This window comes from Pseudomonas sp. HN2-3 (genome assembly GCF_020691745.1).
Taxonomy (GTDB): Bacteria; Pseudomonadota; Gammaproteobacteria; order Pseudomonadales; family Pseudomonadaceae; genus Aquipseudomonas; species Aquipseudomonas capeferrum.
The window spans coordinates 2,669,362-2,684,126 of sequence record NZ_CP085704.1 but is presented as its reverse complement, the minus strand read 5'-3'; the positions used below and the strand labels follow the sequence as shown (position 1 = coordinate 2,684,126).

Genomic DNA, 14,765 nt, shown 5'->3' with positions numbered 1-14,765 from the left:
TCAGGCCACCGCCCGCCACATGGCGCACAACGGGTCGGCTTCGCTGGCCGGTTGGCACAGCTGCACCGCCGCCAATTGCGGCACGTCGCCCCGGCCGGGCGCATGCAGGTACACCCGTGGCAGATGCTCCCCGTACAACTCGCAGGTGCGTTCGATCAGCGCCTGCAGGGCCTGGTCGTTGTCGGCACAGCCTTGCGCCAGCACCTGCTGCCAGGCCCCTCCGGCGGCCAGCAGCAGCACGCTGCGGCGTGGCTCGGCGAGGACGAACAGGAAGTCGCCCTGCCCCAGCTGCGCCGAGCAACGGTTGTAGGCGGCCATCAGGTACGGCTGCACCGAACGCAGCTGCAGCCGGCTTTCCCGCCCCAGTGCCTGCAGCCGTTGCAGCAAGGCCTCCGGCAGCGCCGTGGCAATGCGTGCGGCGCCTGCTGGCTCTGGCGAGAGGACGATGCGCCAGTCGCCCAGCGACTGCCCGTAGAGGTTTTCAAAGCAGGCCCGCGCATAGGCATCGAGTTCGCGCGGGTGGCCGATGGCATCGCTCCAGGGCACCAGGCAGAAGCGGCTGTAACGGGCCGACAGCAATACCCGCAACTGGGCACCGCGCACGGCGTGCTCGGCAAGCAGCGCGGCCAGCGCCTCGACGGCGGCCTCCCAGGCCGGTTGGGCCGCCTCGCAGCTGAACTCGCGGCTGCCTAGCCACTGCTGTTGGTTGGCGTGCCAGCGGCCCAGGCCTACACCCTCGGCGCCGAGCACGGCACAGTATCTATGAGCACCACGATCACGCGATAAATGTGACACGGTTGATCTCCTCAAGGGTGGTGCGGCCTTCACGGACCAGGTCCAGGGCCGAGGCGCGCAGCAAGCGCAGGCCGCGCTGGCAGGCGAGTGTCTTGATCTGCGACAGGGGGCGGCGTTCGACGATCATCTGCCGCAGGTCGTCGTCCAGGTGCAGCAGCTCGGCAATGGCACTGCGGCCGCGAAAGCCACTGCCGCGGCACTGCCCGCAACCCTGGACGCGGACAAACGTCCAGCCGGCCACGGCGGCGCGGGTCAGGCCTGAGGCCTGCAGGGTTTCATCGTCCGCCTCGCAGGCTGTGGCGCAGTGCGGGCAGGCCAGGCGAATCAGGCGCTGGGCCAGGATGGCGTTGAGCGCCGAGACGAAGCTGTAGGGGTCGACCTGCATCTGGCTGAAGCGGCCGATCACATCGAAGACGTTGTTGGCGTGAATGGTGGTGAACACCAGGTGCCCGGTCAGGGCCGACTGCACGGCGATCTGTGCGGTGTCGGGGTCGCGGATCTCGCCAACCAGGATCTTGTCCGGGTCGTGGCGCAGGATCGAACGCAGGCCGCGGGCAAAGGTCAGGCCCTTCTTTTCGTTGACCGGTATCTGCAACACACCGGGCAGTTGATATTCGACCGGGTCTTCGATGGTGATGATCTTGTCCACGCCATGGTTGATCTCGCTGATCATGGCGTACAGGGTGGTGGTCTTGCCGCTGCCGGTAGGACCGGTGACCAGGATCATGCCGTAGGGCTCGGCGGCCAGCCGGCGCAGGGCGCGCAGGGTGTCGTCGGCAAACCCCAGGGCCTGCAGCTGCACACCGCTGACCTTGTCGGACAGGTCCTGTTTGTCGAGCACCCGCAGCACGGCGTCTTCACCAAAAATGCTGGGCATGATCGAGACGCGGAAGTCGATCTGCCGTTCGCCCACGGCAACCTTGAACCGGCCGTCCTGGGGCACGCGCTTCTCACCGATGTCGAGCTCGGCCATGACCTTGATGCGCGAGATCACCTGGTCGGCGAAAGCGCTGCCGCTGGCCTTGCCGGCACCGTTGAGCACACCGTCGATGCGATACTTGATGGTCAGGCCCTGGCCGGTCATGCCCAGGTGGATGTCGCTGGCGTGCAGCTTGAGGGCGTCGTAGAGGGTCGAGTTGACCAGTTTCACCACCCGGCTCTGGTCTTCGCTGATGCTGGTCAGCGACAGGCGTTGCAGCGGGTCGCTTTCGCTGCTGGCTTCGCTGTCGTGGTCAAGGGCATCGACGGCATGGAAGCTTTCTTCGTGGCGGGCCAGAAACGTCGCCAGCTCGGCGGCGTGGGCCAGGTACAGTGGCGCGCCTTGCAGCACATCGTCGATCCAGGCCAGGCGCGAAGAGTCGAAGGGGTCGGCGAACACGCCCAGCAGTTCGCCTTCGCGCTCGATCAGCACGAATTCGCGTTTCAGGCACTGGGCCAGGCTGACCTTGTCGAAGCGTGGGCTGCTGGCCAGCAGGGCTTGGCTGTGCAGCACCGGGTAATGCAGGGTGATGCCCAGGCGGTGGGTGAAGGTGCCTGGGGTGTCGTTGGCCAGGCGTTCCAGGCAGTTGAGCAGGCGTTCGTCACCGGCTTGCAGACGGGCCTGGGCCAGCAGCTCACGCGGGTAGGCACACAGTGGCTGTGCTGGCTGCAGGGGTGTGGCGGCTGTATCGACTGCTTCGGACATGGCCTGCGACTCCGCTCAGGGGGCGCGTCGCAGGCTGGCTCAGCCAGGGTAGCGGGCGCCGCTATTCCCCTGTGAGCAGTTGTTCGTCGTCAGCACCTGGGGGCTTTGCGCCATTGCGGCGGCGGTCGGCCAGTACCCAGCTACCATCGTACAACTGCAGGGGGAACGATTCGTTCCTGGTCTGGCGTCGTTCGACGAACCCTTCTGCCGGGTTGTCCGTGGCCCTGCGCCGGCGCTCGATGCCCATCAGGTCGAAGATCGCGCGGGCCAGTTCCGCCAACGGGAACGGCTTGAACAGGACATGGGTCACACCAAGTTCGGCGGCGCGCTCACGGACCTCGGCGGTCGGGTGGGCGGTGATCAGCACGAAATGGCACTGCCTGTTCTTGCGCACGGTCTCCAGAACCTGAAACCCCTCCATGTCGGGCAAGCGGTAATCCAGCACGATCACTTGCGGTGCCAGGCTTTCAGCCTGCTCGATACCACTGGCACCGTCGTGGGCAACATGAACATCCAGGCCTTGCGCCTGCAAATACGCTTGCAGGTTCTGCGCGAGGGTCTGTTCGTCATCGACTACCAATACTCTGTTCACCAAGGTCGACTCCCCAATACTGCCCGGTTACCCGGTCTGCGAAGTGCGGCCTCGATAAGGCTTGAGCAGGCTTCGTGCCAGGCGTGAATAGTCATGCTGCACCACTGTAAGTCGTTGATCTGGCAAGGCTGCCCGAGGGCGCCCAGCCTGCTGCGCGCAGCCGGGCTCGCCCAGTTCCCCACATCCGGGGGACCTGATGGCACTTTGCCAAGTCGTTATCCCCCAGCTTTGGGGGAACACCATTGCGGGCCTCAGTCGGCGATTTCCACTTTAGCGGATTCGCGCAAACGTTGGCGCACGGTTTGCCGAGCCTGCGCCTGCAATTGCCCGATGAGCGTGGCCCTGGCCAAGCGCAGGCCCTGTTCTCGTATGACAGAAGGATTATCACTTTGGTTCTGCGCTCCTTGCAGGGTTTGCCGATTGGCCTCGTAGAAGGCCTCTACTTGTGCCTGGCTGGGCGCGTCGACCGCACTCAGTTGGGCATACAGCTGCTGGGCTGCCATCTCGTGACGGGTGTACTGAGCGTACTCTGCCCTATTGAAACCCGCCTCCGCCAGCCGCCGCTCGAACACTGTCGGGCTGCCGAATGCAGCCTCCACTTCGCCGACATGGGCAGCTACCTGTGCGTCACTGATGGCGATGCCCTGGCGCTGGGCTTCCTGCCACAACAGCTCCTTGTCGATCAGCTCATCCAAGGCCTGGTCACGCAGGCGTTTGTACAGCGTCGGGTTGCGGATGCTGGCTACCGCCCGCCCCTGGGCTTCGAGGTATTCCGTGAAGTAACGCTCCAGGCGCATGGCATCGATCTGCACACCGTTCACCCGCGCTGCCGGCACATCGGCCCAGCTCGCCGTGGTGGTCAGCAACAACAGGCACAACAACAGGGTACGCATGGCAACCTCCGCTCAAAGGGCGTCCGGCACAGGCCGGTATGGGGTAACCGAGGTGAATCGCGGCCCGGGCAAGGCCACTGCCACCACATGGGCACCGGCCATGCCCTGCCGACGGCCGGGGCCAAAGCCCAGGGCCGGGGTCAGGCCGGTCGTGACATCGTGCAGGCCTTCCAGGGCCGTGATCAACTGCTCGCGGCTGGCATCCCGGCCAATCTGCTTGAGGGCTTCGGTAAGCAGGCGCAGGGCGCACAGGGTATTGACCTGCAAGGACGCCTGGCGTGGGTCGAGGCCCTGGCGTTGCTGCAGGCCGGCCAGGGTTGCCAGGCCCTGTTCGGTCCAGTCTTCGGGTACGAACGGATAAGCCAGGAAGACCCGTTGCGACCACTGCTCAGACAGGCTTGCCAGCCCCCCGACCACCTGGCTGGAGGCCGCGAACAAGTACGGTTTGCGACCTGCCGCCTGCAGCGCTGTGGCCAGGTCGGCAAAGGCCTGGGCGCGGCCGAGAAAGACGATGCCCTGGCCGGCCACGGCCTGGCCATCGAAGGCCTGGATGGCGCCAGGTGCCCAGCCTTGCTGCACAAGCTGCTCGCGCACCTGCTCGGCCAGCGGCGCTTGCTCGTTACCGGCGTAGACCACGCGCAGGCCATCCGGGCCGAGGCCCAAGGCTTCGCGGGCATGGCCGGCCAGGCTCAGCAGTTGCACGGGCAAGCCCGGCAGAGGGTCGAAGATCTGCGCACTGCCGCCACTGCGCGGGGTGCTGCCGATCAGCGGCACATTCTGTTGCGCCAGCACGGGCGCCAGACGCTGGTCAAGCATCGGTGCCAGGGGAGTGATCAGGCTGAACACCTGCTCGTGTTCCAACAGCTGGCGCAGGGCCTGTTCGGCGCTGTTTGGGTCGCTGCCGGGGTCGAGCACCACCAGCTCCAGGCGCCGCCCATGCACACCGCCTTGCTGATTGAGTTGCGCCAAGCCGTCTTCAAGCACCGCGCGCACCACATGCCCCGCTTCGGCCAGCGGCCCAGAAGCGGGGAGCAACGTCCCCAGCCGCAGTACGCCCTCCTCCACGCCCGGGTCGCGGTCCTCGGCCAGGCGTTTGAGATAGGCCGTGAGGTTGCGCTGGTCGGCCAGGGTCAGTTCGAAACGCGGCATGGCGGTGTCGAGGTGGTTGCCGGCAGGGTCCACGCCCCGCTGGATCGCCCTGGCAAGGCTGGCGTCAGTGTAACCCGGGTAACTGCGCCCGTTGGCCTGGCGCTCGCCCTGCCCCAGTGCCAGGCGCTGCCAGTCGAGGCTAGGTGGGCGAACACCGCCCTCGGCGCGGCCGCGCCCGTCGCTGCCGTGGCAACTGGCGCAGGGCAGCACGCTGGCCGGCACGCTCATGTCGCTGGCGCCCACCCGCGCCAGCAATTGCGCGTCACTGCTTGACAGGCCTTCGCGGTACAGGCGTTTGCCAGCCTGTTCGTGCTCGGTGAGGTCAAGGGCGAAGGCTGAGCTGGCAACGCTTAAACCTAGCGTCAACAGCAGGGCGTTGTATGCGCGGCCAAACCCGCCTGCACTCATGATGTTCACCGACCCGCCAGGGGTTGGGTCAGCAGCTGCATGCGCTGGGCGATCGCCACAGGTGGTGCATCCGGGCGGATCTTGCTCCAGCGCTTGCCTGCCACGTCACCGGCAATCAGTTGCGTGGAATGCTGCTCGGGGCTGGGCAGGAACTGGCCGATACGGCCCAGTACCAGGTCGACACTGGCCTTGTCGCCCGTCAGGAACAACCAGTTGGGGCCATCCACACCCTGCTTCTGGGCAAAGGCCTTGAGCGCCGCCGGGGTGTCGTTGAGCGGGTCGCTGCTGATCGAGACGAAGGTCACCTGCCCTGCCAAAACCGTCCCCATGGCCTCACGCACCTCCCGCAGTTTGCGGGTGATCAGCGGGCAGGCGTCGGTGCAGTGGGTGAAGATCACGTTGAGCATCACCACCTTGTCCTTCAGCACATCACTGTAAAAGCGCAGCTCGCGGCCGTTCTGGTCCTTGAGCACGGTATCGGTGAACCAGGTCTGCGCATCGCGGGTACCGCCGCCACTGCTCATCGCCTGGGGCGCGGGCTGTGGTTCGGGGGCCTGGGGCGCATGGCCGTCATGGGCGAAGGCCACCGAGGCGAGAATCCACAGGCAGCCGCCCAATACCAGCCAGTCGAAACTGCGCATACCGACGCGGCGAGAGGTCGAATGGCTCATGGTTGCACCTCGTTATGGTCGGCGATGGGTTCGGCGCTGTGCTCGGCAATGGCCGTGCTTTTGGCATGCACCCGGCGGGCGCTCAGGCGGTTGATCTCCGCGACCAATACCGTCGGGTCGGTGAAGCCGTAGTAGCGGGTCCAGTGCCCGCTGCGGCCATCACCCACCAGGATCAGCGGCGGGTGCTGGCTCAGGTCGGCGCTGAAGCTGCCCAGGCCTTTGAGGGTTTCGGTGATGGCGTACGGCGTACCGGTCAGCCAGCTCCAGCCTGGGCCTTTCTGAAAGGCCTTGGCGTAGTGCTGCAGGCGCTTGGCGTCATCGCGCTGCGGGTCGACGCTGATCGACACCAGGTGGATCTCATCGCCGACACGGCCGCCCAACTGCTGCTGGACCTTGCCCATGATCGACGACACCACTGGGCACACCGTGGTGCAGCTGGTGTAGATGAACCCCATCACCACCAGGTGATCCCCGACCAGGTCCTTCTCCAGGCGCACCGGCATGCCGTCCTGGTCGAGCAGCGAGACATCGGCGAAGCGCAAGCTGGCCTTCTCCTGTCGCGCGGCGGGCGGTTGCTCGGCAGGGCCGCCGTGGTCATGCCCGGCGTGGGCCAGGGCCAGGTTGCTGGACAACATCAGTGGCAGCGCCAGGCTCAGGCCCAGCCGTGTAAAAGCATGCTTGGCGTTCATCGCACACTCCTTATTTGCATCTGGGTAGCGTCCCCTTGGGCAGCCGTGGAGACCGAAACCGGCAGGACGCGCAGGCTGGTGTAGTTTTCTTCGGCAAACTTGCGGCCAAGCGACGGCGACTGCACATGCAGGTACCAGGCGCCGGCTTCAGGCAGGGTCAATGCAGCCTGGTAGATGCCCTCGCCCACTTCTTCGAGGCGCAGGTTGCGCGGCATCGACGACGGCGCCAGGAAATAGCGCAGGCTCAGGTCGCTCAGGCCCAGCCGCGGCTCGCCGTCATCGCCAACGATGCGCACCCGCGCGGTGAAGGCGCTGTGCTGCGGCAGCGGCTGTTCAAGGCCGAGAAACTCGGCATGCGCGCCCTTGTGCTTGCGGGCATTCGGCGCTGCGGCGACATCGGTGCTGAAGCAGTGAATGATCTGCGGCTGGTTGAGCAGGAAGGCCACGTCGAACTTGCCGGCTGCCGGCATTTTCACCGTCGAGCCGTACACCCCTGGGGCCACCTCGCGCAGGCTGCGGTCGACGACGATGGCGGCGCGGGCCTGATGGCCGCGGTTGTTGTAGCCAGACATCGGCGCGTTCATGCCCTCGGCGTAGAAGTAAGTGGTGTTGTCCACTGGGTTGACCACGAACACCGAGTTGTCGTCACGCGATACCGACAGCCCCTGGGCCAGCGGCAGGTCGCCGGCCTGGCGCGGCGCGGCGGGGCCTGCGTCGAAGCCTTGGACGATCGGCGAACGCCCCTGCCCAAGGCTGCCCAGGTTGATCATGCTGACCCTCGGCGAGGCCAGGCCGCGCACGTAGGCATAGCCCTTGGTGAAGGTCAGCTGATACGGTTCGGCCGCCACCGGGATGCGGTGGATCAGCGTGTCGGTACTGGCGTCGATCACCAGGGCCTGGTTTTCCAGGGTGTTGAGCACGATGCCGTAGCGCCCGTCACTGCTGAAGCGCATCGGGCCCAGGCCCTGTTCGGCCGTGAGGGTGTGGCGCAATTGATGGCTACGGCCATCGAATACCCGCACCGTGCCTTCCCTGCCGTCGACCACGTAGACCGCCTGGGACAACGCCGAGTAGCTCACCGACAGCGGGTGCGGGCCCACCTCCAGGGTCTTGGTCAGGCGCATTTCGGGGATGTCGATGATGCTCAGGGTGCCGCTGTCGCGGTTGCTGACGTAGGCGGAGCGCGAGTCGCTGCTGAAGGCGATCTCGTGGTGCCCGGAGCCGGTGGCGAAGGACTTGAGCGTACTGCGCCCGGGCACATCGATCACCGTTACCCCACCCTTGGCCGGGTCACTGCTGTTATTGCCCACCCAAAGCCGGTGCTGGTCAGGTTGCAGCACCACCCGCGTCGGTTGCTCGCCGGCGTCCAGGTCCGCCACGCGGGTGAAGGTTTCGGTGTCGATCACCGACACCTTGCCGCGCTCGGGGATCGACACGAACACCTGTTTGTCGTCGCCGGTGGCCGCCCAGTCCATGGGGCTGCCTGGCAATTCGATGCGGGCCATGGTGCTGGTGACACCGCCCACCGACACCGTCGGGTCGATCACCGTCAGGCTGGCGTCCTTGTTCAGCATCAACAGGAAGTAGCTGTTGAGGTCGAGCAACGGCCGGGCGCCAATGCTGCTTTTCAAGAACAGTGCGACACGGGCCTTGCAGCTTTGGTCACGATCGCCGACCGGTGCCGACTGGGCCGGGTCGATCCAGGCCCCCGGCGCCATGCCCGACAGCGGCTGGCCGCTGGTCTGGTCGCTGACCTTGAAGCGGATGCTGGCAAAGGCGTCTTCGCGCAGCTCGCCCCCGGCCAGCGGGCGGGCCTCGAACTCCACGGTCACGCCGTCCCGGCTGAGCCGATGCAGTGCCTGCGGGTCGGCAGGCTCCTGCAACAGCTCGCGCGGGTCGCACCAGAGTTTTTCATAGGCAACGCCCAGGCCGATCAGCGCTACCCCCAGCAGTACCCCCAAGTAAGCAGGGCGAGTCTTCTTGTTCATGCTCGCGCTCCCATGTCGTTATTGTGCTGCAGCCGTTGCCGGCGGCGCTTCGTTGGTTACCCGCAAGATCCCCCACAACCCCGAGAGGTTGCCGTAGGCGGCGTAGTCGCGGAACAGGTAGTCCCCCGGCACCGCGTTGGCCCCGCCTGCGCTGGGCAGCATGAAGCTGAAGTGCGCTGCCGGCAGTACGCTTTCCTGGGCACCGATGTAGATGGACATCGGGTTGTAACCGAAGCGCACCGAGCCGATGCCGGGCAGGCTCATCGGGTAGCCATTGACGTCATTCTTCTCGGCCTGGTAGGCGTGCAGCGGCCACAGGTGCCCGTCCAGCTGGTAGGTGATGCCGCGGCTGCCACCGCTTGGCATCAGCACATGGCTGCGCGCCGGCTGGCCAGGCTTGGCCCACAGCACCGGCGTTTGCGGGTCGCCACCGACCAGGGCGTTGCTGTAGGCCATGTGGGCATTTGGCACATCGGCAAAGCCATTGCCGTCGGCGTGGCCGAAGGGTGCGTCCGGCGCCATGCCGAAGCGTAGCCACAACGGTTCGGTCTTGTAGTTCATGGCCATGTTGCCGTTGTCTTTAGGGTCGCCCGGCACGCCATTGCCCTCAGTAGCGATACCTTCCACAGGCCGGCCATCAGCCCAGCGCATGTTCATCGAGCGCTGCCACACCGTGACAAAGTCGCGGTAGTCGGGCTGGCCGCTGACTTTCACTGTCGCCTGGGCACGGCTGGCGGTGTCCTCGGTGAAAGTGGCAGCCTGCGGCAGGATGCTCATAGCACCCACCAGGCCTTTTTGCGGTTGCTTGATGAAGTCCGACGGGGTCAGGTTGAGGCCGCCGAACTCGATCGCCGTGGTGTTGATGTTGTCTACCGTACGGCCCAGTTGCAGCACCGGTTTGCCTTCGCGCTCCAGGTGGCCGGCGTAGTACTGGTACACCTTGGACGGGTAGGCGCCGCTGTTGCCGGCACGCGGCGGCACGGTCTGCACCGGGTTGAGGCCAACGTTGGCACCGTCGGACTTGGTGATGTCGTAGGCCAGCAACTGGGCATGCAGGCCCACATGGCTGGAAGGCCGCATCAGGTTGTTGTTGAAGGCGGTGGAGCCTTCGCTGCCGTTGCGGTCACGTTTGACCACGTTCTGCATCACTGCGGTGCTCGGCAGGTCGGGCATCACCAGCGGCAGGCGGTTTTCCAGGGTGATGCTGATGCAGTCACCGGCGCTGGCGCGCAGCACCAGCGGCTCTACCGGCACGCCGGGCTTGAGCTTGCCGGTGCTGGCATCCAGGTCTGCCTTGCGCACATACAGCACAGCGGTCGGGTCGTGCAGCGGCGCGCTGTGGCCGCCGACGGTGAAGGTAGTGCCGTCCTCCTCGTCGACCACCGTGACCTGCGGGATGCTGGTGGTGCGGCTGTTGAACACCAGGGTGCCGCCGGCGGCCTTGAGCGGGCCACCGACATGCTGGCCAACCCCCGCCGGGTCGGCGATGCTGACGCCGTGGCGGTTCTCGAGGATATCGTTGGCCAGTGCGGCGACGATCTCGTAGTTGCGCTTGACCGTCGTCCGGGTGCCGATGCCATTGACGTTGGCCGTGGTTTTCGGGCAGATGCCGTCAAAGTTCACGGTGTTGCGCATGGCCACCGGCTGCGGGTTGTTCGACAGCGGGAACAGGTCCGGGCGCAAGGTGGTGTAGTTGCGCATGATGCCCCAGATGCCATTCCAGTAGCCTTCCAATGCCGCGTCCAGCGAGTACAGGTAGTCGCCGTTGGTGGCGGCGGAGCTGGAGATCATCGACACCGGCGCCATGAAGCCCAGTTGCTCGGAGATGCCGATCATCTGCGACGCTTTCCACCCCGAGTTGGAGCTGCTGCCAAAGCCCGAGCCGTTCTGCAGCCACTTGACCCCGTGCAAGGTGACGTTGTGCTCCTCTTCATGGCCACCGGCATGCATACGCAGCCGCACGTTGTCGCCCGAGTAGGTGCGCAACATTGGCGTGAACGGGTCGCCGGGTTCGCTGCCGGCGGTGTTGATGTGCGGCGGGAATACCGTGGTGCCACCGGTGGGGCCCACCGCCGAGGTGATCGCCGAAGGCGCCATGTTCATCGCCGGGATCGCGCGGTCAATGCGGCTTTGCAAGGCATAGCTGAGGTCGCCGCCCAGGCCGTCGGCCTGCATGCCACGCTTGCCGTCCGGGGCCACCTTGTTGGGGTCGAACACCCGCAGGGCCAACGGCTCGTTACGGTAGTTGACGACGAACATGCCAGGGTCATCCACCGAAATGGCCTGTGGGCACGGCCGCGTCGGGCATCCTGGGCTCAGCCCGCCACGCGACTCGACCACCGATTCGAGCAGCGACGAGGCCTTCTGCCGTACCGGTGGGTTGATGGCGTAGCGGAAGCTGTCGGCAGTGGCCGGGTACGACTGGCCATTGGGAATACCGTCGGGCCCCGCGCCAACGTACACGCCCGCTTCATAGGCATGCTGGAAGTCGCTGTACTCGAGGAAGAACTCGCGGTAGCTGTCGTTACGGCCATCGCCGTCATGGTCACCGGTCTTGATCACCGCCTGCCACGAGGTCGGCCCGCCGTCCTGGCGAGACGGGTTGTACAGCTGCTCGCCGGTTTCGGCGTGGTACCAGGTAGAGCCGGCAGGCTCGGCCAGTACCGTGGCGTAAAGGCCCAACTGCTGGTGGGTCGATGGGCCAAGGTGGTCGTGGGTGAAGATGGTGCCCAGGCCACGGTCGACGTTATGCACGTTGACCACCGGGTCGGCGAACCAACGTTGCATCGCCGTGCGCGCGCCCAGCCAGTCGGCCCGGCCGAAACGCCCGAAGTAAGGGTGTTGCTTGGCTTTCGGGCAGGCGGCGGTACCGTCCCGGCTGTCGCCTTCGGTGCAACCGTTGTAGGCACGAATGGCATGCACGCGCTCGACCACGCTGCCGGGCGAGAGGATGCCGTCCTCGTAGTTCCAGCCGTTGGCCGAACCGTCGGCTGCGGTGAGGTCCCACTTGGGCAGGTGAATATGCTGGCCGATCACGTCGGTCGGGGTGCGTACCTGGTAGTCGTCCATCTCATAAATGGAGGGGATCAGGTTGGTGTGCTGGTACATGGTGCAGTCGAAAGTGTTCATGCGCATCACCAACGGCTCTGGCGGGCGCTGCTTGGTGATCACCGGCCAGGCATCTTCCCAGAGGGCGATGATGCGTGCCTGCGGGAAGTGGTAGCCGACCTTGTTGTAGACCGCATCGAACTGGATATTGGCGCCCTTGTAGATGCGCGGGCGGTCGGCGGTGAAGGTAGAAGCGCCGCGGAAGTTCATGCCGGTCAGGCTCTCGCCGCTGGCGTACTCGCCCACACCCGACGACTGGGTGAGGCGCTTGCCACGGTCGTCCATGCAGGGTTCGAAGAACGGCGCACCGGCGGTCGGCAGGGCGCCGTTGGTGCGGAAGTTACGCGCCACCGGTTGGCTGCCGGGTATCAGCGCATAGCTGGGGTGCTCGGCCTTGGCGTGGAACTTCATGGCTGCCTGCTCGACTTCCGTGCCCTCTTCGGGCAGGTAGATCGGCTTGGCTTTGTGCACCACCTTGGAGAAATCCAGCTTGGTGGTGGTGGTCTGTGCTTCACCCCCTGCCGAAACACCATCCAGTGCATGCCGGCCGAGGCCACCATCCCAACCATCGACCTGGTTGGCGTCCAGGTTGGCCCACAGGGCGTTGCCGCTGTTCTTGAGTTGCTGGGCCAGTGCAGGGTCGAGCATGTCCAGCGGCGGGGTGGGAGGCCGTTGGCCGACGCTGCTTTCCATGCCACCGATCCAGAACGGATAACCGGGGTTTTTCAAGGTGCCGTCGGCGTTACGGTTGCTCTCGCTGCGGTCGACCAGTGCCAGCGAGCCGACGGCCTTGGGTTCAGCTACCCCATGGCCATGGTCATCGTCGCCCTCCTCGCCGTCGTCATCCTCCTCGTCATTGGCTGCCACCCGTTGCTCGGCAAGCTTGGGTACCACGACCACCTTGCCCGGCATGGGCGCCATGGCTTTGCCAGGCAGTGGGACGATGGCGGGGATGGGTGTGCCCGCAATGATTTCACCGTCGGGCAAGGCCCGCGCGCCAACCGCCGGTTTGCCGCTGCGCAGGGCAAACGGGGTGCTGTGGTAGCCGTTCGCGGCCTGGCCACTGACCTCCAGCCGGGTGCCTTCCTCGAACACATCGTGCACCCGCCACATGGCCCACATGCCCTGGGCGAAGTGCGGGTAGAAGTGGCAGTGATAGATGGCATCGCCGGCCACCCGGTTACGGTTGCCAGAGCCACCGTTGGCGATCTCGTAGGTGTAGCCGATGCCCGGGCCGATACCCTGGGCGTCGACGTAGTCGGAGTTATCGTCGTTGGGGTTGAACAGCCACTGGTGCCCGTGCAAATGGAAGATGTGCTGTTCGTGACCGTTGTGCGTGTTGCGGAACTTGGTGAAGTCACCAATGTAGCTGTGGTGGACGTTGGCCGGTTCTGACGGGTACAGGGCCATGCTGGCCTTGACGCCGATGGCACTGGCCGGCGGCGTCTCGCCTGGGCGGATGTTCTCCAGGCCAACGTTGGCCGGCACATCCACCAGCGTGCCGATATCGCCCACGGTGTGGGCGCTGAGGAAGAACTCCTCGTAGGCGCAGGACAAGCAGTCGTGCATCGGGCCCACGCCCAGGCGGTTGGCCACCACTTCGGCACCCATGCCCCCAGAGCCGTAGTTGATCATGAATGAATCACGGGTCGGCTCCAGTACATGGCCCATGATCGGGTCGGCCCAGTAACCGGGGAAGGCCTGGGTTGCGGCCACTTCGTCGGCGAACTGCGAGGCGAAATCACGGAACGCGTCCAGCCGGTTGGGCAGCGCCGGGTTACGTTTGTTGACGCTTTCAAGCGGATAGGTCGAACGCGGGAAGCTGCCATCGGGGTTGGGGCCCATGACAATGGCATCGGTCTCGCTGTTGAGGATCTCGTTGCCATCGACCATGGCGATGATCGGTTTACCGGCCTTGCCTTCGGTGATCCAAGGCTCGGCCTGCGGGTAGCGTGCCTGGTAATCGATAACCGGTTGGCCAGTGGCGGTGCGGCCGGTGCTGGCCAGGCGCATCTCTTCTTCTGTGAGGGTGTTGCGGAAGGTGCGCCCGCCTTTGGGCACCACCACCACCTGGCCGAACAAGCCATTGGCAACGTTGCCGGCACCGCCCTGGCCGCCGAAGGTCGCGCCTTGGCTGGTGGCGGCGAACGCCCCTTCGCGTTCGGCATACAGGGTGTAGCTGCGGGTATTGCCCGGTGACACCAGGAAGTTGCCGTTGCGGCCGGTGTTGGCAGCAATATCGCCAATGCTGTTGACCGCTTGCATGCCGTTGACCTGAAAGCCTACGTGGCGGTCGCTGACTTGCTCATCGGCAACGAAGTGCTCACCGCCTTCGTTTTCGAATTCGGTTTCCGGCCCTTCCTCCTCCTCACCTTCGGCCTCGTTCTCTTCGTGGTCGATGCCGTGCTTGTTGGGGTTGGCCTGGTAAGCCAGCAGGTTGGTCAGGTTGACGGTGAGGCAATCGCCTGCCGCCACGCGCAACACGATTGGCCGTGGACGCTTGTCCGGGCGCAAAGTGACTTTACCAGGCACGGCGGCGCCACCTTTGCCGAGCGGGACCTGGTGCTCGTCCACCACATCCTCGCGCAAGGCGAACATCATGCCATTGGCGTTTTGCGCGCCGAGGCGGTTGAACATCAGCGGCTGGTCCAGTGCCACCACATTGGCAACCAAGGTGCGCTGGCACTGCACAGCTGCCTCGCTGGTCGCTTCCCAGCCAAGCAGGGCCAGGAAGAATGATGACAGGACGGGGCCTTTGAGCGGGGTCGACATGCTGCACCTCCGGAAC

At 65.6% G+C, this 14,765-nt stretch carries 9 protein-coding genes; all 9 read right to left on the bottom strand.

Going from position 1 to position 14,765, the window contains the following annotated elements; genetic code table 11:
* On the bottom strand, positions 1-795 hold the full coding sequence (locus LJX93_RS12255) for a hypothetical protein (protein ID WP_033697590.1): 795 nt from the start codon (positions 793-795) through the stop codon (positions 1-3).
* Positions 776-2,479: a GspE/PulE family protein gene (locus LJX93_RS12250; RefSeq protein ID WP_227697236.1), complete on the bottom strand. Its 1,704-nt coding sequence runs from the start codon at positions 2,477-2,479 to the stop codon at positions 776-778. Before LJX93_RS12250 ends, LJX93_RS12255 begins: the two co-directional genes overlap by 20 nt.
* 61 nt (positions 2,480-2,540) lie before the next feature.
* Positions 2,541-3,074, bottom strand: a complete 534-nt coding sequence (locus LJX93_RS12245; RefSeq protein ID WP_033697588.1) for a response regulator — start codon at positions 3,072-3,074, stop codon at positions 2,541-2,543.
* A 248-nt stretch (positions 3,075-3,322) separates the two neighbouring features.
* Positions 3,323-3,964: a SurA N-terminal domain-containing protein gene (locus LJX93_RS12240; RefSeq protein ID WP_047583343.1), complete on the bottom strand. Its 642-nt coding sequence runs from the start codon at positions 3,962-3,964 to the stop codon at positions 3,323-3,325.
* Between the two features lie 12 nt (positions 3,965-3,976).
* A complete protein-coding gene (locus LJX93_RS12235) occupies positions 3,977-5,521 on the bottom strand; it encodes an ABC transporter substrate-binding protein (RefSeq protein WP_050506101.1) in 1,545 nt (514 codons plus the stop codon).
* A 5-nt stretch (positions 5,522-5,526) separates the two neighbouring features.
* Positions 5,527-6,192 (bottom strand): SCO family protein, encoded by a 666-nt coding sequence (locus LJX93_RS12230; RefSeq protein ID WP_227697235.1) that lies wholly within the window; start codon positions 6,190-6,192, stop codon positions 5,527-5,529.
* On the bottom strand, positions 6,189-6,881 hold the full coding sequence (locus tag LJX93_RS12225; RefSeq protein WP_033697582.1) for an SCO family protein: 693 nt from the start codon (positions 6,879-6,881) through the stop codon (positions 6,189-6,191). The genes LJX93_RS12230 and LJX93_RS12225 overlap by 4 nt, the downstream gene beginning before the upstream one ends.
* Positions 6,878-8,869 carry a YncE family protein gene (locus LJX93_RS12220; RefSeq protein WP_227697234.1) on the bottom strand — a complete coding sequence of 664 codons (1,992 nt, stop codon included), beginning with the start codon at positions 8,867-8,869 and terminating at the stop codon, positions 6,878-6,880. The genes LJX93_RS12225 and LJX93_RS12220 overlap by 4 nt, the downstream gene beginning before the upstream one ends.
* A gap of 18 nt (positions 8,870-8,887) precedes the next feature.
* Positions 8,888-14,749, bottom strand: coding sequence for a manganese-oxidizing multicopper oxidase MnxG (gene mnxG / locus LJX93_RS12215; RefSeq protein WP_227697233.1), 5,862 nt, complete (start codon positions 14,747-14,749; stop codon positions 8,888-8,890).
* Positions 14,750-14,765: the final 16 nt, after the last annotated feature.

Bases quoted from the DNA above. Each gene is read 5' to 3' on its own strand.
- LJX93_RS12250 (WP_227697236.1), bottom strand. From the start codon at position 2,479: ATGTCCGAAGCAGTCGATACAGCCGCCACACCCCTGCAGCCAGCACAG.
- LJX93_RS12240 (WP_047583343.1), bottom strand. From the start codon at position 3,964: ATGCGTACCCTGTTGTTGTGCCTGTTGTTGCTGACCACCACGGCGAGC.
- LJX93_RS12235 (WP_050506101.1), bottom strand. From the start codon at position 5,521: ATGAGTGCAGGCGGGTTTGGCCGCGCATACAACGCCCTGCTGTTGACG.
- LJX93_RS12230 (WP_227697235.1), bottom strand. From the start codon at position 6,192: ATGAGCCATTCGACCTCTCGCCGCGTCGGTATGCGCAGTTTCGACTGG.
- LJX93_RS12225 (WP_033697582.1), bottom strand. From the start codon at position 6,881: ATGAACGCCAAGCATGCTTTTACACGGCTGGGCCTGAGCCTGGCGCTG.
- LJX93_RS12220 (WP_227697234.1), bottom strand. From the start codon at position 8,869: ATGAACAAGAAGACTCGCCCTGCTTACTTGGGGGTACTGCTGGGGGTA.
- mnxG (WP_227697233.1), bottom strand. From the start codon at position 14,749: ATGTCGACCCCGCTCAAAGGCCCCGTCCTGTCATCATTCTTCCTGGCC.